The organism is Streptomyces pinistramenti (assembly GCF_020564935.1).
GTDB classification, from domain to species: domain Bacteria; phylum Actinomycetota; class Actinomycetes; order Streptomycetales; family Streptomycetaceae; genus Streptomyces; species Streptomyces pinistramenti.
On sequence record NZ_JAJCXB010000005.1, the window covers coordinates 170,173 to 193,739 of the forward strand.

Genomic DNA, 23,567 nt, shown 5'->3' on the forward strand with positions numbered 1-23,567 from the left:
GTCCGTGGTGTGTGGGGGGTGGCGCGAGCCGAAACGACGCCAACTCCGGTGCAGAACATCGGAGTTGGCGTCACGCTCACAACTTGACCAGGACCTTGCCCCGATTGGCCGCCTGGTCCTGGTACAGGCTCCCGTATGCCTCCGGGATGTGGTCGAAGCCGTGGTGGACGGTGTGGTCGCAGGTGATCTCGTTGCGGCGGAACATGCCGCCCAACTCGGTATGGAGTGCTGCCCAGTTCTCATCCGTGAACCATTCGAGCGAGAAGATGCCGCGGATCGTGGTGCGCGGAAACATGATGTAGGGCAGCAGTCGCGGCCCGACGCCCTCCCGGCCGACCTGGGTCGCCCACTGCCAGCACACCGCCACCTGGCTGCCGATGTTGAGCAGCGAGAACACCGTGTCGGTCACGGTGCCGCCCAGATTGTCGAAGTACTTGTCGACGCCGCCGGGTGCGGCCTTCTTGAGCGCCTCGCGCACCGCGTCGGCGCCGTCACCGTGCCGGTAGACGATGACCTCGTCGAAGCCCAGCCGGGTCAGATACTCCGCCTTCTGCGGGGTGGACGTGGAACCCACCACCCGCGCCCCGGCACGCTTGGCCAACTGGCCGACCAGCGACCCGACAGCGCCCGACGCACCGCTGATCACGACGGTGTCGCCGGGGCTGACCGTCAGGAACTTGGTCAGCGTCCCCCAGGCCGTCATGCCGGGGCCACCCATGACGCTCAGGGCCGTCGCCAGGGGCAGCGTGTCGTCGAACCACTGCGGATCCAGCCGGCGGTAGGCGGGGAAGACCATCGGGAACGTCCCGGTCTGCCACAGCCGCGGCTCGCCGTTGCTGACGACGTACTCGCGCCAGCCGCCGAACCCCTGCACCAGATCACCGACCCGGTGGGCCGCGCGCGGGCCGGCCTTGAGCACCTCCATGACCGAGTCGGCCCCCATGTGCGCGCCGAGCGGGGTGTCCATCGCGATGCCCTGGAGATACGGATCCACCGACACATACAGGGTCTTCAGCAGCATCTCGTCGGGCGCGAGGTCCCCTCCCACGTCCTCGGTGACCTGCTCGTAGACCCTGCCGATATCGGGAACACCTTCGACGTGCTCACGGACCACCCATTTTTTGCTCTTCATGTCGCGTCCTTCTCTGTGGTGACGGCCGTCCTGACCTCTTCGCGGGCGGGCCGGGGCACACGCGCCCCGACCGGAATGACCACGTGGGTCGGCAGCGGCCCGGTCTTGTCGACGGAGGCGGTGAACGGCCGCCCGTCGTCGCGGCAGACGAACTGCATGACGTGCCGGCCGGCGGCGGCGGCCCGGATCAGGCCGCCGGTCGTCGCCCAGACACCGGACTGGTAGAAGTTCGCAAGACCCGGCAGTCCGGGCCCGTGCTTCTTGATCAGCTCTTCCAGCGTCTCGCCGCTCTCCACGAACGGCTGCCAGCCGAGCACGGTCCCGTTGTAGTTGCCCGTGTAGCGCACCTGCGTCAGCGGACTGGACACGTCGCGCACCGCGATGGCGTCCTCGATCCCCGGATACCGCTCCTCCAGGAACCGCACCAGCGCCGTCCGCGCCTGCCGCTTCGCCGCGTAATATCCGCGCCCGTGGCGCACCGGCAAGGTGTGCACCTCCTGGCCCCCACGGGTGCGGCTGATCTGCTCCGCCCCCTCGTCCAGGGCGCGCCAGGGGGCGATGTCACAGAAATACGTGGCATAGACGACGGTCGTCTCCTCGGGGGAGAGCTCCGGGTAATGCTGGTTGCGGAACTGGACGTTGATGCTCGGGTGACGGATGCCGGTCAGCTCGGCGGCCACGGACTCGTCCAGCAGATACGTCGTGCAGGGTGCCCCTTCGGGGAAGGGACGCCGGAGACCGAGGAACAGCGTGAAGTATCCGGGGAAGACCATGCCGGGCTCGCGGATGGTCTCGGTGTAGAGGCGGCGGTAGGCGTCGTTGAGGTAGCGGCCCTTGAGGAACTTCATCGTCGTGGTGTGCCCGTCGCACGCCGAGACCACGATGTCGGCGAACAGCTCCCGCCCGTCGCTGAGACGCACCCCGATCGCCCGGTCGTCCTCGATCAGGATCTCCTCGACCTTGGCGTTGTAGCTCACCTCACCGCCGAGCCGCCGGTAGCGCTGCTCGATCGACTCGGCGAGACCGAGCGAGCCGCCCTCGGGGACGCCGGCCGACAGGTTCGCGTGCGAGGCCAGCTGGAAGAGGAACGGCAGTACCGGGAACGCCGGATGCTTCTCGTACAGGATGAAGTTGAAGGCCTCGCGCAGCAGCGGGTCCTGGAACTTCGCCGAGTAGTCCGTCATCAGCTCGGTGATCGAGGTGCGGACGGTGTTGAAGTACGGGACGAACGACGCCAGCATCCGCATACGCTCGACCGTCCCCATCAGCCCCACCGGCTTGAGGAAGGGATACACCGCCAGGCACTTGCGGAACCTGCGCAGCCCGTGGCAGAACCGCCGGATCAGCTTGGCGTCGGCAGGGGAGATGGCGGTCAGATGCGCCTCCAGCCGGTCCGGGTCGGAGTAGAAGTGGACGGCCCTGCCATCCTGGCCGCGCACGATGTTGAACACGTCGAAGTGGCGCACCTCCTTGCCCTGCAACGCGCCCAGTTCGAGCCAGATCTGGTGCATCTCGTTTCCCGGGCCGCTGCCGAGCAGCCAGCTGATGCAGCAGTCGAGGGTGAAGTCGCCCCGCTCCCAGGCCGTGCAGCAGCCGCCGGGGATCTCGTGCATCTCCAGGATCTGGCTCCGGTAGCCGTTCATCTGCGCGTAGCAGCCGGTGGACAGGCCGCCCAGGCCCGCACCGATGATGATCATCGTCTCTCTGCCGTGCTCCGGCCGCGCCGTGTCCGGCGCCTCCCCGCCGCTCACGCGCCTGCCTTCCCGCGCGCGGACCACCGGTCGAGCTGCGGCAGATGCCCCAGCTTCCCCGGATGCCACGGCTCCTCGCCCGCGCTCTCCCACGCGGTGAACTCCAGGCCCAGCTCCTCGCACAGGTACTGGGCCGCGAACCTGCCGGTCGACGCGGCGCGGATCAGGCCACCGAGGCCGACCCACTGCCCGGCCATGGAGAATCCGCTCAGCCCCGGCAGCCGCATCCGGTCCTTGCCCACCAGTTTGGCCGCCAGGTCGTCGGCATCGGAGAACGCCTTCCAGGCAAGAATGCTGCCGTCGAAGTTGCCGGTGTAGCGCTTGGTCGTGGCCGGCGAGGCGATGTCGACCACATCGATCCGCTCGCCGGTGCCCGGCCACCGGCGCTCCAGGAAGCTCCGCACGAAGTCGGCCACCCTGCGCTTCTGTGCCCAGTACTCCTTGCGGTCGCTGCCCCGCAGGTTCTTCCAGTAGGAGAAGTCACTGAAGTAGGTGCAGTGGACCACCGACTTCCCCTCCGGGGCGAAGCCGTCCGAATAGCGCGAACGCAACTGCACCACCAGGCTCTTCTGCAGCGCGCCGGGCAGTTCGGCGGCCTCCTCGTCGGACAGCAGATACGTGGTGCTGTGCGCGTCGCCGGTCGGGAGGTCGCCCTTGATGCCGACGAACGCCGAGACGACGGCGGGGAAGAGGGCACCGGGACGGTCCAGCAGCTCCTCGTAGAGCTTGTCGATCCGCGGCCCCGTGTACCGGCCGTCGAGCAGGCCGTAGATGGTGGTGTATCCGTCGCAGGCCGACACGACGTGGTCGGCGTAGAACCGCTTGCCGTTGCGGAGTTCCACGCCGACCGCGCGGTCGTTCTCCACCAGGATCCGCTCGACCCGCGCACGGTAGGTGATCTCACCGCCCAGTGATGTGTACCGCTCCTCGATCGACCGGGCCAGACCCAGCGAACCGCCTTGCGGGAAACCGGCGTTGTGGTGATAGGCACTGGCCATGTTGAACAGGTAAGGCAGCAGCGGGAAGCCCTCCGGGTCCTGGAAGAAGATGTTCCGGAACGCCCGGCGCAGCAGCGGATCCTGGAAACGGTCGGCGAAGGTGTGCATCGGCAGCGCCGCGGTCCGCCAGAACAGCCGGAACGCCGGCAGCACGGTCCGCAGCAGCGCCGCCTTCTCCCTAGCGCTCCGCAGCGGCGGCGGCGTCAGGAAGGGATACAGCTCGATGCCGAGGAACCGCCGCAGATCCCGGCAGAACGCGCGGATCGGCCGCGCGTCGGCGGGGGACAGCTCCAGCAGATGCCGCTCCAGACGGTCCGGATCGTTGTAGAACGTCACCGAGCGGCCGCTCTCGTCGGTGACCCGGTTGAACAGGTCGAAGTTCGTGATCGACTTGCCGTCGAGCGCCCCCAGCTCCCGCCACACCTGGTGCGCCTCGTTGCCGGCGGCCGTCCCGATCAGCCACTCGATGCAGTAGTCGAAGATGTAGCCGTCACGCGACCACGCCGTGCAGCACCCTCCGGGCAGTACGTGCTTCTCGAAGATGCGGGTCCGCATCCCGCTCATCTGCGCGTAACTGCCGGTCGACATGCCGCCGACACCCGCGCCGATCACGATGACCCGCGGCCTGCCGCCCGAGCCGCGCTCGCTCCAGTCCGGCTCCAGATCATCAGGCATGGACTTCGCCCCCCGCCAGAACGCCCAGCACCAGATTCGCGTTGCGGGCGAGGTGCTTGGGGTCGAGCATGTCGGCGTGCGTACCGGAGCCGCGCAGCACCGCGGTGCTGCCGGTCGAGCTGCCGTGCCAGGTACCACGCTCTCCGGACGCGTACAGCGCCGTCTTCTCCTCATCCGTGATCACGCTGACCGCCGCCGCCACCGCCCCGAGATTCGGAGTACGGCCGCAGAACGCCAGGTACTCCGCGGCGTGATCGAGCACGTCCTGTGCGACGACCTCCGAGCCGGTGTGCTTGAGCAGGTGCTCGCCCAGCTCCGCCTCGAACGCCTCGATGTGCTCGGGGCCGGGAACGTAGGGCTCCACGATGCGCTGCGAGTCCAGAATGATCACATGCGCCACCCGGCGCCCGCGGCTTTCCAGCTCCTTGGCCGCCTCGAACGCGAGGTTGCCGCCGAGGGAATAGCCGAGCAGCAGGCACGGACCCTCGGGCTGGAGCGACTCGACCAGATCCGCGTAGCGCACCACCTTGTCGTCGCCCGGCACGTAGTTGAAGGCGACGAGCCGGTACTGCGGCAGCCGCGTCGCGAACTCGCGGTAGACCAGCCCGTGGCCGCCCGCGGGCGGGAAGCAGAAGACCGTCGCGCCGGGGCCGTTGAAACTCAGATACGGCAGCTCGTCGGCGGTCTCGTTCTGCAGGAGCTGTTCCACGGTCCTGGCCATGCCGTGCAGGGTCGTGACCCGGTACAGATGGCTGACGGGAATGCTGACGCCGAACTCCGTCCGCAGGTGGTGGATCAGTTCGATCAACTTGATCGAACTGCCGCCCACTTCGAAGAAGTCCTGTTCAAGGCCGACCCGTTCCAGGCCGAGCAGCTTCTGCCACTGCCGGGCCATGCTCACTTCGTAGCGCGTCACCGGCTCCTCGTGCGGCTCCTCGCCGCCGTCGGACCGCGGGGCAGGCAGCGCCGCGACATCCACCTTTCCGCTCGGGGTCAGCGGCAGCCGTGGCAGCTCCACGAAGTACGACGGAATCATGTACGTCGGCAGATACCCGGCGAGGTGCCGGCGCAGCTCACGCCGGTTCAGTGCGGTGCCGCCGGCCGGCACGCAGTAGGCGCACAGCGCGGCCTCGCCGCCGGTGTCCTGGCGTACGGTGACCACCGCCCGCGCAAGGCCGGGCCACTGCGCCAGCTGCGCTTCGATCTCACCGATCTCGATGCGGTGGCCCCGCAGCTTGACCTGGTTGTCGACCCGGCCGAGCACATGCACCCGGCCCTGGGCGTCCCACCGCGCGACATCGCCGCTGCGGTACAGCCGTTCCGGCCCTGCACCCGGCTCACGCCCCAGGGTCCGGGTCACGAACCGCTGCGCGGTCTGTTCCGAATCCCCTGCGTACCCGATCGCGACGCCGCGGCCGCCGATCCACAGTTCGCCCGGCACACCCGGAGGCACCGGCTCGCCGCGTTCGTCGAGGATGTGCAGCGTGCTGTTCGGCAGCGGCCGCCCGATCGGCACCATCCGGCCGGGCTCCAGGTCGTCGACCGGCCCCTCGAAGTACGCGCTGTCGATCGTCGCCTCGGTGACGCCGTACGAGTTGACCACCCGCGTCCGCGGGCTGCACAGGCCGCGCAGCCGCCGGTACTCCGCGACCTTCCAGGCGTCCGAGCCGACGACCAGCAGCCGCATGAAGTCCAGCCGCAGCCCCTCCCGCTCGCAGTGATCCATCAGCCCACGCACCACAGCCGGCACGAACTCACCGCAGTCCACCTGCTCCTGACGCATCGTCCGGTACAGGCGCGCGGTGTCGAAAAGCAGGTCACGGTCGGCGAGCACCAGGCTGCCGCCGGAGCACAGCGCCCGCACCAGGTCGCCGGTGAAGACGTCGAAGGACGGCGCGGCCATCTGGAGATGCACCCGCACGTCGTCCTCCAGGCGGTACTCCTGGAGCCATGCGCCGTACGCCGATGCGAGGTTGCGGTGACTGACCTGCACCGCCTTGGGGCGCCCCGTGGAGCCCGAGGTGTGGATGACGTACGCCGGAGCGTCCAGGTCGACCGGATCCGCCGGCACGTCCACGGGCGCATCCGCATCCGCGCCGAGCAGCTCGTCCAGCGTCACCACCTCGGCAGGCAGACCCCTCGCCGCCTCCAGGCCGTCACCGTCGGCGACGACCACGAGCGAGACGCCGACGGCGCCCACCATCCGGGCGATGCGGTCGGCCGGATGGCCGGGCTCAAGCGGCAGATAGGCGCCGCCCGCCTTGAGGACCGCCAGCAGTGCGACGACCAGCTCGGGCGACTTGTCCAGACTCAACGCCACCACCGAGCCCGCCCCGACCCCGCGCTCGCGCAGCCGCCCGGCCAGCCCGCCTGCCCTGCGCTCCAGTTCGGCATAGGTCAGCCGCCGGGTCACACCATGGAGCGAGGGCGCCGATACCGCCACCGCATCGGGCCGCTCGGCGGCGGCCCTGCCGATCAGCACGTGCACCGGCAGGCCGGGCTCCGCGCTCCGGTCCGAGCCGCCGGGCGGCAGCGCCAGCCGGCCGGCGCCGCTCCAGTCACCGATCAGCCGCGCACGCTCCGGGGCGTCCAGCATGTCAAGCCGGGGGGTGGGCCGCCCGGCCGGTGCCCGGGTCATCGCGTCGAGCAGGTTGACGTAGTGCGACGCCATCCGCCGCATCGTCTCCGGCAGGAACAGGTCGGTGTTGTACTTGAACACGCAGTGGAAACGCCGCTCCGCCTCGTCCTCGTAGGCCGACAGCGTCAGGTCGAACTGGCCCTCCTCCTCGGGCAGTTCGATGTACTCCAGCCGGTACCCGTACTTCTCGGTGGCGACCTTGTGCGTGAGCAGGATGAACATCGCCTGGAAGACCGCCGAGCGGCTCGGATCGTGCTGCAGGCCCAGCTTCTCGACCAGCAGGACGAACGGGTACTCCTGGTTGTCCAGACCGTTCAGCACGGTCGTGCGCACCTGCTCCAGCAGCTCGGCGACCGAAGGACCGCCCGACAGGTCCGCGTGCAGCGGCAGCGGATTGACGAAGTACCCGTAGACGGAGCCGAATTCCTGCTGGGTACGGCCGGTCACCGGACTGCCGACGATGAGGTGGTCCTGCCCGGAGTAGCGGTGCAGCAGGACGTAGTACGCGCTGAGCAGCACCATGAACGGGGTCACGTGGTGCTCACGCGCCAGCGCGTGGACGCGGGCGCTGAGCTCCGTGTCGAGCACGAAGAACTCGGAGGCGCCGTTGTGCGTCTGCACCGCGGGGCGCGGCTTGTCGACCGGCAGATCGAGCAACGGGACCTGGGCCGGCAGATGCGACCGCCAGTAGTCGAGCATGCCCTCGGCCTCGCGGCCGGCCAGAAAGCGGTTCTGCTGGTTGAGGAAGTCGAGATAGCGGGCCGGCACCGGCGCCAGCGAGGGCTCCTGGCCGTGCCGCAACCCCTCGTAGAGCGCCAGCAGTTCCTCGATGAAGGTGAACGTCGAGATCGCGTCGGAGACGATGTGGTGAACGGCCTTCATGATCACCCACCGGTCCTCGCCTCGTTTGAACAGGCGGAAGCGGACCAGCGGATCCCGTTCGAGGTCGTAGGGCTTGCGGTACTCCTCGACGATCACCCGGTGGATGTCGTCCCACTCCTGGCCCTGCACGTCGAACAGTGCGACGTCGGCCGGCGTCGCCGCCGACACCCGCTGCACCGGCTGCCCGTCCTCCAGCAGGAAGTTGGTGCGCAGCGCCGGATGGCGGGCGATCAGACGGCGGACCGCCTCGAACATCACCTCGGGTTCGAGCGCGACCCGCACCTCGACCGCGCCCCCGATGTTGTAGGCGTAGCCCGTGGGGTTGAGCTGCTTGAGGAACCACAGCGCCTTCTGGTTCTGCGTCAGCGGATACTGCCACTCGTCCTCGTACAGCTCCGGAACCCACTCACCACCCCGCTCGTCGGCCGCCACCAGCTCGGCCAGACCCTCGTCCAGCTGTGCCACCAGCTCACCGACCGGGGTGCCGCTCAGCAGCGCGACCACCGGCAGCGCGACCTTGAACTCCGCGTGGACCCGGGCCCGCAGCTCCATCGCCAGCAGCGAGTCGAGCCCCAGGACATTGAGCCCGGCCGACGGATCGACCTGCTCGGGAGCGGCCCGCAGCACGGAGGCGACCAGCGCGGTGAACCGCTCGGCCACCAGCGACCTGCGCTCGTCGGCTCCGGCCGCACGAAGGGTGTCGAGGAATCCGCTGCCCTCCTCGCCGGCCGGGCCCTCCGCAGCCGCCGCCAGCTCGGACACCAGCGGTGGCGGTGAGGAGTACCAGGCCAGGAAGACCGGCCAGTCGACGACCGTCGCGACGAGCAATTGCGCACGGTCCTGGCCCATGACGCGTTCGAGCACCGCCATACCGGCCTCGGGCGACAGTGAACTCATCCCGCGGCTGTGCAGGTAGTGCTCGACGAGCCCCAGCTCCTCGATCATGCCGGTCGCCCACGGGCCCCAGTCCACACTCAGCGCCGGCAGGCCCTGCGCCCGGCGGTGGTGGGCCAGCGCGTCCAGGAAGGCGTTGCCCGCCGCGTAGTTGGTCTGCCCCGCCGTCGTCAGCAGCGACGCGATCGAGGCGAACAGGACGAAGTGCTCAAGCGGCTCGTCCCGCAGATGCCGGTGCAGCAGATACGCGCCGACGGCCTTCGGGTCGTGGACCGCATCGAAGGTGGACCGGTCCATGTCCGTGATCAGCGTGTCGCGCACCTGGCCCGCCAGGTGGAACACGCCCCGGATGGGCGGCGGGTCACCGCGCCTGTGGTCCTGGAGCCAGTCGGCCAGCGCGTCCTCGTCGGTCAGGTCGACCGGGGCCAGGACGGGCTGCGCGCCCAGCGCCTCCAACTCCTTGAGGAACGCCACGGCCCGGCCTTCCGGAGTGGCGGGATCGAGGCCGCGCCACTGCTCGCGTCCGGGCAGCCGGCTGCGGCCCATCAGGATCAGGCGACGCGCACCTCGTCTGACGAGGGTCCGGCACAGCAGCCGGCCGAGCGCCCCGAACGCGCCGGTCACCAGGTAACTTCCGTCGGCCCGCAGCAGCAGCGGCAGCGGGCGGGTCAGCCCGTCGGCCGGCCGCAGCCGGCTGGTGAGGCGGCCCTCGCCACGCAGCGCGATCTCTTCCTCGTCGTCGGCCAGGACCTCGCGCAGCAGCACCTCCGCCTCGGCGCGGATCCCGGCGGCGCCCCGGATCCCGTCGGGGTCCAGGTCGATCAGCTTGCCGCGGTGGCCGGTCAGCTCCTGATGCCACAGCACCCGGCCGACCCCCCACGCGGGCGCGCCCAGCGGCTCGACGGCCTCGCCGGCACGTACCGCCTGCGCCCCGCGCGTGACGATGTGCAGCCTGCCGCCGGTCCCGCAGGACAGCAGCGCGCGGGCGAGCGCGATGAGCGAGTAGGAGCCCGCGCTGACGTGTCGCCCGAAGTCGGCCCGTACGGTGTCGTCGATCGCCGGCAGGTCCAGATTCCACAGGTGCACCAGGGCACCCGGCGGCTCCTCGCCCTGCCGGTCCAGATCGGCGAAGAGCCGCTCCAGGTGGTCGACGGAGCCCGGTTCGACCGTGAATTCCCGCCCCTCCTGGGCATAGGCGTGGCCAGGACGCACCACGTGGCAGCGCCCGCCTCGCGCGCTCACCAGCGCCGCCAGCTCGTCGCCGAGCCCCGCGGCGTCGGTGAAGACCAGCCAGGATCCGGGCCCGGACGGCGCGTCCGTGCCGCGGCCGGCAGTCCGGTCGTCCTCCTCTCCTGCCACGACTGCGTCGGGCGGCAGCTCGGTCCAGACGGTCTCGGCCAGCCAGGAGTCGATGGTGCTCCGGCCGACCGTGGTCGACGCCTTCTCCACGTCGGCCGCGCGGAACCCGCCGATCCGGCCCAGCGGCTCGCCGCCGTCGCCGTACACGGTGAGGTCGCCGACCAACTCCTCCTCGTCGCGACGGGTGACGGTGGCGTGCACCCAGAGCGGCTGGTCGCCGACGGGCCCCGCGCACACCTCGTCGATCGACAGCGGCAGCCGGATGCCGGTGCCGCCCTCCTCGTGCGCCTCCAGGAGCTGGGGAGTCAGCAGTGACTGGAAGCAGGCGTCGAGCAGTACGGGGTGGAAGTGGTGGCGGGCGGCGTCGTCGCCGAGTTCGGCGGTGGGACGTACCCGGGCGAGGACCTCGTCGGGGCCGATCCACACCTCTTCGATGGCCTGGAAGGCGGGGCCGTAGTGATACCCGAGTGCGGTCAGCGCCGCATAGCAGGCGTCGCCGTCCAGCCGGCGCAGGCTGCGCGCGCGGATCGCGTCGGCGTCCAGCGCGGGCCCGTACGTCCGGCGCTGCCCGGTACGCACCACGCCGCTCGCGTGCACGAGCGGGTCGCCGTCCGCGTCCGGCAGCGACGCGATGGTGAACCCGGCGTTCTCCATGGACAGGGACAGCTGCACCGTCCTGCTCTCCTCCTCGGGCAGGAAGAGCGCCTTGCGCAGCTCGATGTCGGCCAGCGCGACGTGGGTGCCGCCGGTGACCGCCCGCACCGCCTGCATCGCCATCTCCAGGTAGCCGGCCGCGGGACACACCACGGTGTCCTGGATGCGGTGGTCGGCGAGATAGGGCAGGGCCTCGACGTCGAGCCGGGCCTCCCACGTCGGTTCGGTGTGGGCCGTGCGGCGGCCCAGCAGCGGGTGGTCCTGGCGACCGAGCCTGACCTGCTCGACGGGCGCGGGCTCGGTCCAGTAGCGGTCCCGCTTCCACGGGTAGCGCGGCAGGGGAACCGGCCGGCCCGCGGGGTGCAGCACGTCCCACCGGATGTCGACGCCGAGGTTGTGCAGCGTCGCCAACGAGGCGGCGAAGCGCTCCGGTTCGTCCTCCTGGCGGCGGATCGACGGCAGGGTGCTGTCCTTGAGGCCGTCGGCGTCGAGCCCCTTGCTTTCGAGGCATTCGCGGAGGGAGTGGCCGAGCACCGGATGCGGGCCGATCTCCAGGAACAGGCCGTAGCCGTCGTCGGCGATGCGGTCGACCGCGGCGCGGAAGCGGACCCGGTCACGGACGTTCTTCCACCAGTAGCCCGCGTCCAGTTCCGGGCCGTGCGCCACACCGTCCTGGCCGGTCAGATACAGCGGCACCCGGGCAGGCTGCGGATCGAGCCCGGCCAGTGAGGACAGCAGCTCGTCCTTGATCGCGTCCATGGAGGCGCTGTGGTAAGGGACACGCACCGAAAGGAACTTGGCGAAGACCTGCTCGGCGCCCAGCTCGGCCGCCAGCTGCGTCAGCGCGTCCTCGTCACCGGCGAGCGTGATCGCGGTGGGACTGTTGACCGCCGCCACGGAGACCCGGTCGCCGTACGGCGCGACGTGGCGCTCCGCCTCCGCCTCGGAGAGGCTGACGGCGAGCATCGTGCCGGTGCCTGCCAGCTGCTGCTGGAGGCGGCTGCGGTGCAGGGCGATCCGGACCGCTTCCGCCAGGGTGTAGACCCCCGCTTCGTAGAAGGCCGCGATCTCGCCCGTGCTGTGTCCGACCACGGCTTCCGGGCGCACGCCGTACGCGCGCCACATCGCCGCCAGGCCGATCTGCAGGGCGAAGTTGGCGGGCTGCGCGAGCCAGGTCTCGGCCATCCGCGACGCGGACTCGTCGGCGTTCAGCTCCTCGATCAGCGACCAGCCCGCCTGCCTGCGGATCTCCTCGTCGCAGCGGGTGATCACCTCGCGGTAGACCGGCTCGTTCGCGAACAGCTCGCGGCCCATGCCCCACCACTGGGGCCCCATCCCGGTGAACACCCAGACCAGGCGGCGCTGCGCGGCGTCCCGCTGCTGGCCCTGGAGCACCCGGGGGTGGGGCTCGCCGCGCGTGTAGGCGGCGAGCGCCTCGTCCAGCGAGTCGCGCGAGGAGTGGACGACGGACAGGCGCGCGGCGTGGTGCTGGCGGCGGTGGGCGAGGGTGTGGCCGATGTCGGTCAGCGAGGCCGCCGCGCCGTGGGTGCCGGACAGCTCTTCGCGGATGCCCGCGGCCACCTCGGGGAGGGCGTCGGCGGTCCGCGCGCTCAGCGGCAGGATGGTCCAGGCGCGGTCCTCCGGCGCGCCGGGGCGCCCGTCCGGAGGCTGCGGGGGTGCTGCCTCCAGCAGGACGTGCGCGTTGGTGCCGCCGAAGCCGAACGAGTTCACCCCGGCCCGCGCGGGGCCCTCGTGCGCGGGCCAGTCGGTCACCCGGTCGGGGAACTCGTAGGGCAGGGCGCCCTGTTCGATGGCGGGGTTGAGCTGCTTCAGGTTGATGTGGGGCGGGATCTTCCGGTGTTCGAGGCACAGGGCGGTCTTGATCAGCCCGGCGATGCCGGCGGCCGCTTCGGTGTGCCCGATGTTCGCCTTGACCGAGCCGACGTAACAGCGGTCACCGGGCCGCCGCCCGAGCGCCAGTGCGCGGCCCAGCGCGTTGGCCTCGATCGGGTCGCCGACCGGTGTCGAGGTGCCGTGCGCCTCCATGTACTGGAGGCTGCCGGGTGCGATGCCGGCCTCGGCGCAGACGCGTTGGATGAGGGTGACCTGCGCGTCAGGGTTGGGCACGGTGATGCCGTTGGTGCGGCCGTCCTGGTTGACCCCGCTGCCGACGATCACCGCATGGATCGGATCCCCGTCGCGCAGGGCGTCGTCCAGCCGCTTGAGCGCGACGACGCCGACCCCTTCGGCCCGTACGTAACCGTTGGCCGAGGCGTCGAAGGTCCGTGACCGGCCGTCGGGCGAGAGGAATCCGCCCTTGGTCTCGGCGATGGTGTACTGCGGCGCCATGTGCAGCAGGGCCCCGCCGGCCAGCGCGAGGCCGGTCTCGCCGCGGTTCAGGCTCTGGCAGGCGAGGTGCACGGCCACCAGCGACGAACTGCACGCGGAGTCGAGCGAGACGCTGGGGCCGCGGAAGTCGAAGCAGTACGAGATGCGGTTCGACACCATCGTCATCATGGTGCCGGTCGCCGTGTGCGCGGCCAGCGAGGCGAAGCTGAGATCCGAGAACTGGAGGATCTTGTAGTCGAGCGTGAACGCGCCGACGAACACGCCGACTTCACATCCGGCCAGCTCGGCGGGCCGCTGCCCGCCGTCCTCCAGGGCCTCCCAGGCCACTTCCAGCAGCTTGCGCTGCTGCGGGTCCATGTGGTCGGCCTCGCGCGGGCTGATGCCGAAGAAGGCGGGGTCGAACTCGTCGAAGCCGTCGATGTATCCACCGCGGCCGCCGACCAGGCGCCCCGGTTTGTCTTTGAACCGGCTGCCGAGCGTGGTGACGTCGTAGCGGTCGGCAGGGGTCGGTGTGATGCAGTCCTTGCCGTCCAGCAGGTTCTGCCAGAAAGTCCGGTGGTCGGACGCGCCACCGGGCAGCCGGCAGCCCATGCCGACGATGGCCACTTTGCCCTGTGCGGCAGCGTCGTGCGCCTCCGTCATGGTTGAACTCCTCACGTCGTGCGCCGCGGCACTGGGGATCGGGGGATGGGGTATGGGGTAGGGGGATACGAGTGGTGGTGTGTGCTTCCGGGAACTCCGGTCAGCAGGGCCGCTTTCAGCCCTTCGCACGGCGCCACGGGTGAAGCTGGGCGGCGAGGATCTCGCCGGTACCGGGGAACGACGCGGGATCCCGCAGGCCGACCGCGACCGGCCTGCTTCCCGGCCGCCAGGTGAAGCTGCCGAAGAGGTGGTCCCAGACCGCGAGGTCGGAGCCGTAGTGACCGGCCTGGGACAGCGCGGTGCTGTGGTGCAGGCGGTGCTGTTCAGGACCCGCGAGTGCGTGGTTGAGCCAGCCCATACGCACATCGATGTTGGCGTGGATGAAGAACCCCTGCGCGACCACGAAGAGGCCCACGACGAATACCGACTCCCGCGAGAACCCGGCCAGCGCCAGGGTCAGTTGGACACATCCCTGCTCGATGACGATGTCGAGGATGTGGTTGACGCCGTTGTTGGCGACATTGACCTTCTGCGGGACGTGGTGCACTCCGTGCAACCGCCACAGCCAGGTGTGGGTGTGCGCCAGCCGGTGCACCAGATAGCCGGCCAACGAGCCGCTCAGCAGCGCACACGGGATCTCCTGCCACAGCGCGAGCGCCGGTTCGGCCGGTGACAGCACACCGACGGCGGCCGTCACCAGCCCCTGCGCCAGCGCCCCTCCGGCCATGGTCAGCAGGAAATAGACGCCGTACCAACGCCATTCGTCGGCACGGGGCCGCCAGTCGCGCTCGTAGGGAATCAGGCGTTCGAGAATTACCAGATAGGTGACGATGCCGATCAGGAGAAGAGGGCTCACCCGGGTGGGATCCCACCGGTACCGCAGCGCCGCCATAGCCACCGAAAGTGTGGTCAGGAAAAGCACCGGATAGGCGGTCGCGCGCAGAACGGAACCCGGGGAAATAACCGAAATCCGTTTTGTGGACGCCAGGGACGTAGTTGGCTCGATTTCGCTGCTGGCTGATTGCTCGAACTCTTCCATCCGTAGCACCTCTGCATGCGATGCGATACACGGAAAAGGTGAAGCCCTCATCACTGCGGGGATCCGCTGGAGGCGCGAACTCCCACCTCGCAGTGCGGTCCACCACCCCCGCCTACCCGGCACCCAGAGGATTCGGCAGGCCCTTCAGGGAGGTGCGTGATGCTTTCGGGAGCCTGGCCGGAATTCGCGGTTTCCAGGCTGCCGGACAGACTCGTGAAACGCATGGATGAGCGTCGACAGAACCGGGTATGCATTGTTCCTTTTCTTTTCCGGTGGCCTTGAGCAAGGCGTACCGATGTGCCGTTCCAGGTATCCGCGTCACCGCTCTCCACCTGATGACCATTGAACCGGATGGTCCACACCTGGGGAATATGAAAAGAGCCCCGTGTCATCAATTTGAGCTACTTAATATTATTAGTATGCCAATGGGATTTCCCGCATCGGCGTCGGTCGGCCGTCAGGCGTCCCCGCACTCCGCCAGCGGCGGGTAGAACCGCCGGGCCCAGCGCCGGAACGGGCCGATCGGGCCGTCGCCGTGCGCGAGCCGGGGCGGCTGCTGGTACAGCTTGTGGTTCCAGATCGGGAAGTCGGCGGCGGTGAACTCGCAGCTGGACCGGAAGATCGGGCGGTCCAGCAGTCGGGCTGCGGTCCGGCTGACCGCGCGGGCGAGAGGCGCGGGCAGCCGGGCCGGCTCGCTGAAGGCGATGCGGTTCAGCTGCCGGAACTGCATGCGGTTGGGCGCGATGGCCGTCGGCATCACCATCGTGCACATCCGCAGCCCGAGCCGCGGCGTGTACATGTCCGCGTGCAGGCAGCCGAGCCCGTACCCGTCCACCTCCACCTCGACGACGAAGTCCCCTATCAGCGGCGCCGATTCATGGGCCCGCATGGAGACGTGGAACGTCGCGTCGGCGTAGGCGACCGGCCCGCCGATCTCGGCCTTGGACCAGCCGTGCAGGGTGGCGAAGTGCCCGAGGTCCACCGAATTCTCGATCACCTCCTGGACGTTGCCCGCCAGCTCCCAGGCGATGTGCCGGGCGGGGCGGTGACCGATCGCGTGCCAGTCGGGGATGGACCAGTCCGGTGCCCGGCCGTCGTGGTGCCGCCAGACGAAGACGGCGCCGTTGGCCTCCCGCACCGGCAGTGGCGCGAGGCGCGACTTGGGCGGCGGGGTGTCGTATCCCGTCCGCACGCACGTCCCGTCGGGACGGAAGGCGAAGAAGTGGAACGGGCATACCAGGTCGTCGCCTTCGACCTTCGCGAGGCCGAGGTGGGCGCCGAGGTGCGGACAGTAGGGCCGGATGGCCCGGACCGCCCCCGAGCCCAGCCGGTAGAGGACGACGTCCTCACCGGCCAGCGGCCGGGTCAGGACGGTGCCCGGCGTCAGTTCGTCCGAGAACGCCAGCGCGGCCCAGCCGCTCGGGTAGGGAAGGGCCGGTGTCCCCGCCGCGTCGGCCGGAGTTGGCCCCTCGCTGATGGCGCGCCCGTACTCGCGTGCTAATCCCACGCCTCCCCCTTCAGGTCAGTTCGCCTGGAGACTGCCCACGGTGTCCCGAGATCGTCCTGACACGCCGTATCTCATCCAAACGAGTGCATGTCGGTGAAGAGGGGCATGAGCGGCAATACGAGGCATGGGGGAATTCCCGGTGACCGCCCTGGGCGGGCCGGGGCAGCCGGGAGCCCGGGGAGGGGCGGGGCCCGCTGCCCGCCCGCGTAAACGGCCCCCGACCATCCATCATGTGGTCGGGGGCCGTGCACTTCCCGGCGGACGGTCCACGGGACCGCAGCGGGTCAGCTCTCTTCGAGGCCCCGAAGAGGCGACGGTGTCGAACCGTTGAAGTTGTCGCCGAAGGCGGACCGGGTCGCGGGCGCACCCAGGTCGCCGGGCGCGAAGGACGTCGCCTTGCCGGTATCCAGGCCCGAGGAGCTGCCGGGGACGGACCAGACGGCACCGGCGCCGGCGTTCTCGCCGGGCGCGGAGTCGGCCAGGTCGGCCCTGCCGTCGCCGTTGATGTCCAACAGCCGTACATTGCCGCCGAATTCGTCGCCCGCCTCGGCGACACCGGGTACACCCGCGGTGTCCTGGCTGAACGCCTGCGCGCCGGCTCCGGTCAGCCCGTCGGCCGAGCCCTTGAGCAGAACTGTCGAACCGGCCTTGCGCTTGCTGCCGATGGACTCGCCCGGCACCCCGACGGCCAGCTCGTCACGGCCGTCCCCGTCGACCTCGCCCGCGGCGAGCGAGGCGCCGAACACATCGCCCTTCTCGTTCGCGCCCGGCACACCCGGGGTGGCCTGGGTGAAGGTCGCGGTGCGGCTGCCGAGCCCGTTCCTGGTGCCGTAACGCACCTTGACGGTGCCGGAGTCGGTCCACGGGCCTTCGACGATGTCGCCGGGGGCCTCGCGGTAGGCCAGGTCTGCCTTGCCGTCGCCGTTGAAGTCGCCGAAGGTGGCGGGCAGCGCCTCGGGCCCGTCGCCGGTCTGCTTGGTCAGCCCGTTCCTGCCGCCCAGGAGCACGGCGCCCGGACGCGCCGACTCCTCCATGGCCCGGGTCACGAACACGTCGTCGGCGCCGTCGCCGTTGATGTCGCCTGCGGTGAGCCCGAACGCCTCCTCGTCGGAGTCGGCCACCGAAACCGTCTGCACCTCGGCGGGCTTGCCCTCGCGCGTGAAGGGGCCCTGGAGCAGCGAGGCCTTGTCCTCCTTCATGTACTCGGTGACGAACAGGTCCTGCTTGCCGTCGCCGTTGAAGTCACCTGCGGCCATCCGTTCGGCATCGTGGAGCCGGACGGCCCCCTTGGCGCTCAGCCCCTTGCCCTTGGCGCCCCAGAGCGCGATCAGGCGGTCCCCGGACCCGCCCGCCACCTGCACGGCGAGATCCGTCACGCCGTCCCCGTCCAGATCCCTGGCGGCGAGCTTGTCGGCGAACCGGCCGTCGACGTCGGGAATTCCGAGCATCTTGGCGTCGATGACGGTGCGGGTGGAGGGGTCCAGGCCGTGGGCCGAACCGTAGACGACGGCGAGGCTGCCGGCCCCGTCGGAGGCGCCAGGGGCGCCGATGGCCAGGTCGTTGTAGCCGTCGCCGTTGAAGTCCTCCTTCACCGCGGACTTCTTGACCGCGGCCTCCGAGTCCTTGCCGGGCCCGGCGGCGCCCGACGTGACGGCCCCTGCGGTGACGGCGAGGGCCCCCGCGACGACGGTACCGATCCCTGCTGCTATCGCGCCCCTGGTGCGATTACGCACACGACCTCCTGGAAGTTGAGTTGATGGGAGTGGATCGAACGGAGTGGGGTGGGTTAAGTGGGTGGGGAATATGTCGAGTTGAGTTGCGATGAGTTGAGTTGGGTTGGGTTCGCAGAGGGGTTGACCCTCACGGCGCATGACACTGTGCCGCACTTCGGCGGTTGCACCCGTGCGCCCCTTTTCCGCGGCTCCGGTGAGACGGGCCGCCGTCCCGATCGGCCGGACGCTTTCGCCCGGTTCCTCAAGTGACCGCGTCCGGCGCCCCATGGGCCCCGCGCACCTGGGACGCGGTCATCGACGCGCTGCCGGGCGGCCGCGCCACGGCCCGCTTCGGCCAGCGGGGATGGGGCCCTCCTGGACGCTGCCCGGCCCTTTCGCGCTCGACCGTCTCGCCGACGACCTGTCCGCGCCCCCACGATCGTCATGGGCCGCCGCATGGACGTCCTCTCCTGGAACGTGCCCGCCGCCGCCCTCGTCGCCGGTTTCTCGCAGATCCCGGAAAGGGACCGCAACTGCATCCGGATGGCCTTCACCGACCCCGCCATGCGCACCCTGTACGCGGACTGGGAAACCGTCGCCCGCACCTGCGCCCCGCAGCTGCGCAGGGAAGCCGCCGCCTCTCCCGACGACCCGCGCCTGACCGCCCTCGTCGGCGAACTCTCCGTGCAGGACGCCGACTTCCGCCACTGGTGGGCCTCGCACGACGTGGCCGCCCGGAACATCGGCACCAAGACGCTCCACCCCCTCGCCGCCCGGCGACCTCACCCTCGAATGGGACACCCTCACCGCCAGCACCGACCCCGACCAGCAACTGGTCATCTGGACCGCGGAGCCCGGCACCCCCTCCCACGAAGGACTCCGCTTCCTCGCCTCCTGGGCCGGACGCACGGACCGGCACCCCACACGGCCAACTGGCGGGGGAGGCACCGGAGTCCGGGACGCCCGACCGTGCGCCGCCGCGCCCTCACAGCTGCCTGTGCGCGGCTCCCTTCGTGGTGCGCACATGACGGTGGAGGGCGGCCGGGCAGCCCGCTAAGGACGCACGTAGGGCCGGGTCATGATCTCCATGTTGTGGCCGTCCGGGTCGGCGAAGTACGCGCCGTGACCGCCGAACAGGCGGTTGATCCGGCCGGGTTCGGTATGGCTGGGGTCGGCGTAGTAGGTGACCCCGACCGCCTCCAGGCGGGCGATCATGGTGTGGAACTGCGCCTCGGGCACGAGGAACGCGTAGTGCTGCGACTGGATCGGCTCGTCCCGCTTCTCGTAGTAGTCGAGCGTCACGCCGTTGCCGAGATCTACGGGCAGGAACGGCCCGAACGGGGCGCCGACCTTCAGCCCCAGGATCGTGGCGATGAACTCGGCCGACAGGCGCCGGTCACTGGCGAAGACGGCGGTGTGGTTCAGCTGGACGGAGGCCGCCGACGGCTCGGATGGGTGCGGGTACTGCTGGTCGTGTGACATCAGTGGGATTCTCCGGATCTTCGGGATGCGCTGGGACAGGCGCCGCACACGGGCGCCGGGAGCGAAGATGCGGAGGAGGGGGCGGGGCTCTTGCCCGCCTCGCGCTCACGCCGAGGCCGGGAGCCTCACTCGTGCATGGCCCATGGCCGACCCGGCAGTCACCCGGCTGACTTTAGCGTCTGACCGTGCACGGGGACAACGCCGTTTCCCGGCCGGGGCCCGGTCGACGGCGAAGGCGACGGCGGGCCCGGTGTCCCGGACGGCCGCGGGGTCAGCCGATCGGTTGATGCGGACGCGGAGCCGCTGGATAGCCTTGGCTGGGAAGCAAGGCGGGCGGGGAGCGTGCGGCAGGGATGAACAGGCGGTCGCCCATCGGCAGCGAGGCAGCCGACCCCGACGCACGCCGGCTCGCGGCCGTGATGCACATCACGTTCTTCGTGCTGCTGAGCGCCTCACTGACCCGCTTCCTGCTGCGCCACCCGCACCATCCCGCCACGCCCTGGGTGATCGCCCTCGCCGTCACCCTGGCCCTCCTGTACGTACTCGGTCCGGTTCTCGGCCCGGACGAGAGGACCGCGGCGGGCGGCTCCGCGACCACCCACCGGATCTGGCTCGTGGCCGTCATCGCCGCCTGGCTGATGCTGATCGTCCTCGCGCCGAGCTTCGGCTGGTGCGCCGTGCCGCTCTTCTACACCGGCCTGCGGTCCCTGGGCACCCGCTCCGCGATCGTCCTCGTCGCGCTGCTCACCGCCGCCGTGGTGGCCGCGCAGGTCAAACTGCGGCCGCAGACCGGCTTCGACCCGAATCTGCTGTTCGCGCCCCCGGCGGTCGCCGCCGTCGCCACGGCCGTGTTCATCCACTCCCAGCGCCAGGCCGCCCGGCTGCGGAACGTCATCGCCGACCTGGTGCGTGCCCGGCGCGAGCTGGCCGCCACCGAACGCCGTGCGGGCACCCTGGCCGAGCGCCAGCGGCTGTCCATGGAGATCCACGACACTCTCGCCCAGGGCCTGTCCAGCCAGCAGATGCTGCTCCAGGCCGCGGACCGGATCTGGGACACCGACCCGGCGACAGCCCGATGCCATGTCCGCAGCGCCACGTCCATCTCCGGACACAACCTCGCCGAGGCCCGCCGCTTCGTCCACGATCTCGCCCCCGCCGACCTCGCAGGCGGCGGCGGACTCGACGACGCACTGCGCGCCCTCGCCGTCCGCGAGACGACCGCCACCCTCCGGATCCGCTTCCACCAGGAGGGCACCCCGCAGACGCCGCTTCCCGACCGGCTCCAGTCCGCGCTGCTGCGGATCGCGCAGGGCGCGCTGGCCAACGTGCGCGAACACGCGGACGCCACCACCGTCGCGCTCACCCTGACCCATCTCGACGACCAGGTCGTTGTGGACATCGCCGACGACGGCCGGGGCTTCACCCCCGCAGCAGGCCCCGGCGGGGTACGCGGCCACGGCCTGCCCGCCATGCGCGCCCGCGTGCGGCAGCTCGGCGGCACCCTCACCATCGAAACGGCCCCCGGTGAAGGCACCGTCCTCTCCGCCGCGATCCCTCTGGAGCCCCTGTCATGACCGCCCCCGTACGTGTCCTGCTCTGCGACGACCACGCCGTGGTACGTGCCGGGCTGCTCGCTCTCCTGGGCAGCGAGCCCGATATCGAGGTCGTCGGCGAAGCGGGCAGCGGCGAGGAAGCCGTCGCCCTCGCCGCCAAACTCCGTCCCGACGTGGTCCTGATGGACCTTCAGCTCGGCAGCGGCATCGACGGAGCCGAAGCGACCCGTCGCCTCGTGGCCACCCCGGACTCCGGCCACGTCCTGGTCCTCACCACGTACGACACGGATGCCGACATCACCCGCGCCATCGAGGCGGGCGCCACCGGGTACCTGCTCAAGGCCGAGCGGCCCGCAGAGCTGTTCGCGGCGATCCGGTCCGCCGCCCAGGGCCGTACGACGCTGTCGCCGCCGGTCGCGGGCCGGGTGATGGACCGGATGCGCGGCGCCGCGGCACCGGCCCTCACCGACCGGGAGCGGGACATCCTCGGGCAGCTCGCCCGCGGTCTCGGCAACCGTGACATCGCCCGCGCGCTCTTCATCAGCGAGGCCACCGTCAAGACCCACCTCGGCCGGATCTACACCAAGCTCGGCGTCGACACCCGCGCGGGCGCCGTCGCCGTCGCCAAGGAACAGCGACTGCTGCCCCGGTAGGCACGTGCTCCGGCGGTCGCCCGGTGACCGTTTCCGGTCAGTCCTGGGGCCGCTTCCGGCGGGCGGCGGCCGCGCTGCGGCCGGTCTCCACGTGCTTCATGGCGAGCGCTTCGACCCGTGCCACGTCCCGGTCGGCGATGGCCGCGTAGAGATCTTCGTGTTCCTTCGCCATCGCCATGAGGTCGTCGTGCTGCCCCAGGAGCCAGCGCATCCTGCTGCGCAGGGTGCGCTCCAGCTCGTTGAGCAGCTCGTTGTCGGCGAGTGAGGTCACCGTCTCGTGGAAGTCGGCGGCGGCCCGCCGGGCACGTACGGCATCGCCCTCGCCGGCCGCGGCCAGTTCGGCGTCGAGGTCTGCGCGGAGCCGCGCGAGCCCGGCGCGGGTGCGGCGCTGGGCGGCGAGCCGGAAGGCCAGCGTCTCGAAGGCCGAACGCACCTCGTCGAGGTCGGCGATGTCGGTCGGCGCGAACTCCCGCACCACGGCCCACGTCCGGGGGCGCGGAGTCACCAACCCCTCGGACACCAGCGCCTTCAGGGCATCCCGGATCGGCAGCCGGCTGACCCCCAGTTCGGCGGCGAGTTCCCGTTCGACCAGCTTGCTGCCCGGCGTGCGGACGCCGTCGATGATCTCGTTGCGCAACTGCCGTGTGACCCGCTCCGACTCGGGCTCAAACCCTCCAGACCCTGCCATGTCCTCATTCTCTCATCGGCCCGTGCCGCGTCCGGCATGCCGTCAGGCCGGTGCGTAGCCGCGGCCCTGGACCACGTCACGGGCAAGCCGGGTGAAGGCACGGGCGGCGGCGCTCTGGTAGGCGCTGTCGCGGCGCAGCAGCGCGGCGACGCGGGTGGGCAGGGGAGGGGCGAGAGGGATCGGGGTGAGGTGTGGGTGATCGTCGGTGATGGCGTCGGGAAGCACGGTGGCCAGTGCGGGGGTGCGGCGCACGATCTCGGTGAGGGCCTGAATGGTGTTGGCTTCCACCGCGATCGGCGGGCTGACGCGATGCCGCGCGAAGTAGGCGTCGATGTGGCCGCGCGTGGCGAAACCCTCGCTGAGCAGCGCGAGCCGCTGCTCGGCGAGCTGCTGCACCGGCAGCGGCCGCTGATCCCTGGTGTCGGGACGGTCCCCGGTGGCGACGAGACTGAGGGTCTCGGCGAACAGTGCGGTGGCGGCGATGCCGGGCGGATGGGGGCCGTCGAAGGCGATGCCGAGGTCGAGTTCGTCGGCCAAGAGGCCCGCCTCGATGCGGTCCTGCGCCATTTCGCTGACCTCCAGCGTGACGCCGGGAAAGCGCTCGTGCAGCTCCTGCACGAGAGGGCCGAGGAGGTAGGCGGTGAAGGTGGGCGTCATCGCCAGGCGCAGATGCCCTCGGGAGAGGTCGGCGACGTCCAGGACCGCGCGGTCGGCCGCGGCCAGCTCCCGCAGGGCGCGCCGGGCGTAGTGCACATATGCCTCGCCCGCGTCGGTCGGCCGGACGCTGCGGCCGCTGCGGTCGATGAGCTGGACGCCGACGGCGCGTTCCAGCTGTTTGATCTGTTGCGAAAGCGTCGGCTGGGAGATGCACAGCACCTCGGCTGCGCGGGTGAAGTTGCCTTGCTCGGCCACCGCGATCAGATAACGGAGGTGACGTAGTTCCGGACCCATACCTCGGA

The 23,567-nt window shown here is 70.6% G+C and carries 12 protein-coding genes and 1 pseudogene; 3 read left to right on the plus strand and 10 right to left on the minus strand.

Annotated elements, in window-relative coordinates; translation table 11 throughout:
- Positions 1-76: 76 nt before the first annotated feature.
- The 7 genes from LIU39_RS06025 to LIU39_RS06055 form a co-directional block, all read right to left on the minus strand.
- Positions 77-1,132 carry an MDR family NADP-dependent oxidoreductase gene (locus tag LIU39_RS06025; protein WP_227045413.1) on the minus strand — a complete coding sequence of 352 codons (1,056 nt, stop codon included), beginning with the start codon at positions 1,130-1,132 and terminating at the stop codon, positions 77-79.
- Positions 1,129-2,829 (minus strand): phytoene desaturase family protein, encoded by a 1,701-nt coding sequence (locus tag LIU39_RS06030; protein WP_227045476.1) that lies wholly within the window; start codon positions 2,827-2,829, stop codon positions 1,129-1,131. Before LIU39_RS06030 ends, LIU39_RS06025 begins: the two co-directional genes overlap by 4 nt.
- A 50-nt stretch (positions 2,830-2,879) precedes the next feature.
- Positions 2,880-4,556: a phytoene desaturase family protein gene (locus LIU39_RS06035; RefSeq protein WP_227045414.1), complete on the minus strand. Its 1,677-nt coding sequence runs from the start codon at positions 4,554-4,556 to the stop codon at positions 2,880-2,882.
- Positions 4,549-13,974, minus strand: a complete 9,426-nt coding sequence (locus LIU39_RS06040) for a non-ribosomal peptide synthetase/type I polyketide synthase (RefSeq protein WP_227045416.1) — start codon at positions 13,972-13,974, stop codon at positions 4,549-4,551. Before LIU39_RS06040 ends, LIU39_RS06035 begins: the two co-directional genes overlap by 8 nt.
- 115 nt (positions 13,975-14,089) lie before the next feature.
- Positions 14,090-15,013 carry a sterol desaturase family protein gene (locus tag LIU39_RS06045; RefSeq protein WP_227045417.1) on the minus strand — a complete coding sequence of 308 codons (924 nt, stop codon included), beginning with the start codon at positions 15,011-15,013 and terminating at the stop codon, positions 14,090-14,092.
- A gap of 457 nt (positions 15,014-15,470) precedes the next feature.
- Entirely contained in the window at positions 15,471-16,520 is a 1,050-nt protein-coding gene (locus LIU39_RS06050) for a Rieske 2Fe-2S domain-containing protein (RefSeq protein ID WP_227045419.1), read from the minus strand.
- A gap of 284 nt (positions 16,521-16,804) precedes the next feature.
- Positions 16,805-18,253, minus strand: coding sequence for an FG-GAP-like repeat-containing protein (locus LIU39_RS06055; RefSeq protein WP_227045422.1), 1,449 nt, complete (start codon positions 18,251-18,253; stop codon positions 16,805-16,807).
- A 379-nt stretch (positions 18,254-18,632) separates the two neighbouring features.
- On the opposite strand from LIU39_RS06055, the pseudogene LIU39_RS06060 reads away from it, so the two are divergent.
- Positions 18,633-19,133 (plus strand): annotated as a pseudogene (locus LIU39_RS06060) (MmyB family transcriptional regulator); the annotation flags it as partial.
- A 152-nt stretch (positions 19,134-19,285) separates the two neighbouring features.
- Here the strand turns inward: LIU39_RS06060 and LIU39_RS06065 are convergent.
- A complete protein-coding gene (locus tag LIU39_RS06065; RefSeq protein ID WP_227045423.1) occupies positions 19,286-19,714 on the minus strand; it encodes a VOC family protein in 429 nt (142 codons plus the stop codon).
- 353 nt (positions 19,715-20,067) lie between these two features.
- Between LIU39_RS06065 and LIU39_RS06070 the strand changes: the two genes are divergently transcribed.
- Complete coding sequence (locus LIU39_RS06070) at positions 20,068-21,288, plus strand: sensor histidine kinase (RefSeq protein ID WP_227045425.1); 1,221 nt, start codon at positions 20,068-20,070, stop codon at positions 21,286-21,288.
- Positions 21,285-21,920, plus strand: a complete 636-nt coding sequence (locus LIU39_RS06075; protein WP_227045429.1) for a response regulator — start codon at positions 21,285-21,287, stop codon at positions 21,918-21,920. Before LIU39_RS06070 ends, LIU39_RS06075 begins: the two co-directional genes overlap by 4 nt.
- Positions 21,921-21,957: 37 nt before the next feature.
- Here the strand turns inward: LIU39_RS06075 and LIU39_RS06080 are convergent, their stop codons facing one another.
- Both LIU39_RS06080 and cynR read right to left on the minus strand, forming a co-directional pair.
- A complete protein-coding gene (locus LIU39_RS06080) occupies positions 21,958-22,608 on the minus strand; it encodes a GntR family transcriptional regulator (RefSeq protein WP_227045431.1) in 651 nt (216 codons plus the stop codon).
- A 42-nt stretch (positions 22,609-22,650) separates the two neighbouring features.
- Positions 22,651-23,559 carry a transcriptional regulator CynR gene (gene cynR, locus LIU39_RS06085; protein ID WP_227045432.1) on the minus strand — a complete coding sequence of 303 codons (909 nt, stop codon included), beginning with the start codon at positions 23,557-23,559 and terminating at the stop codon, positions 22,651-22,653.
- Positions 23,560-23,567 lie beyond the last annotated feature (8 nt).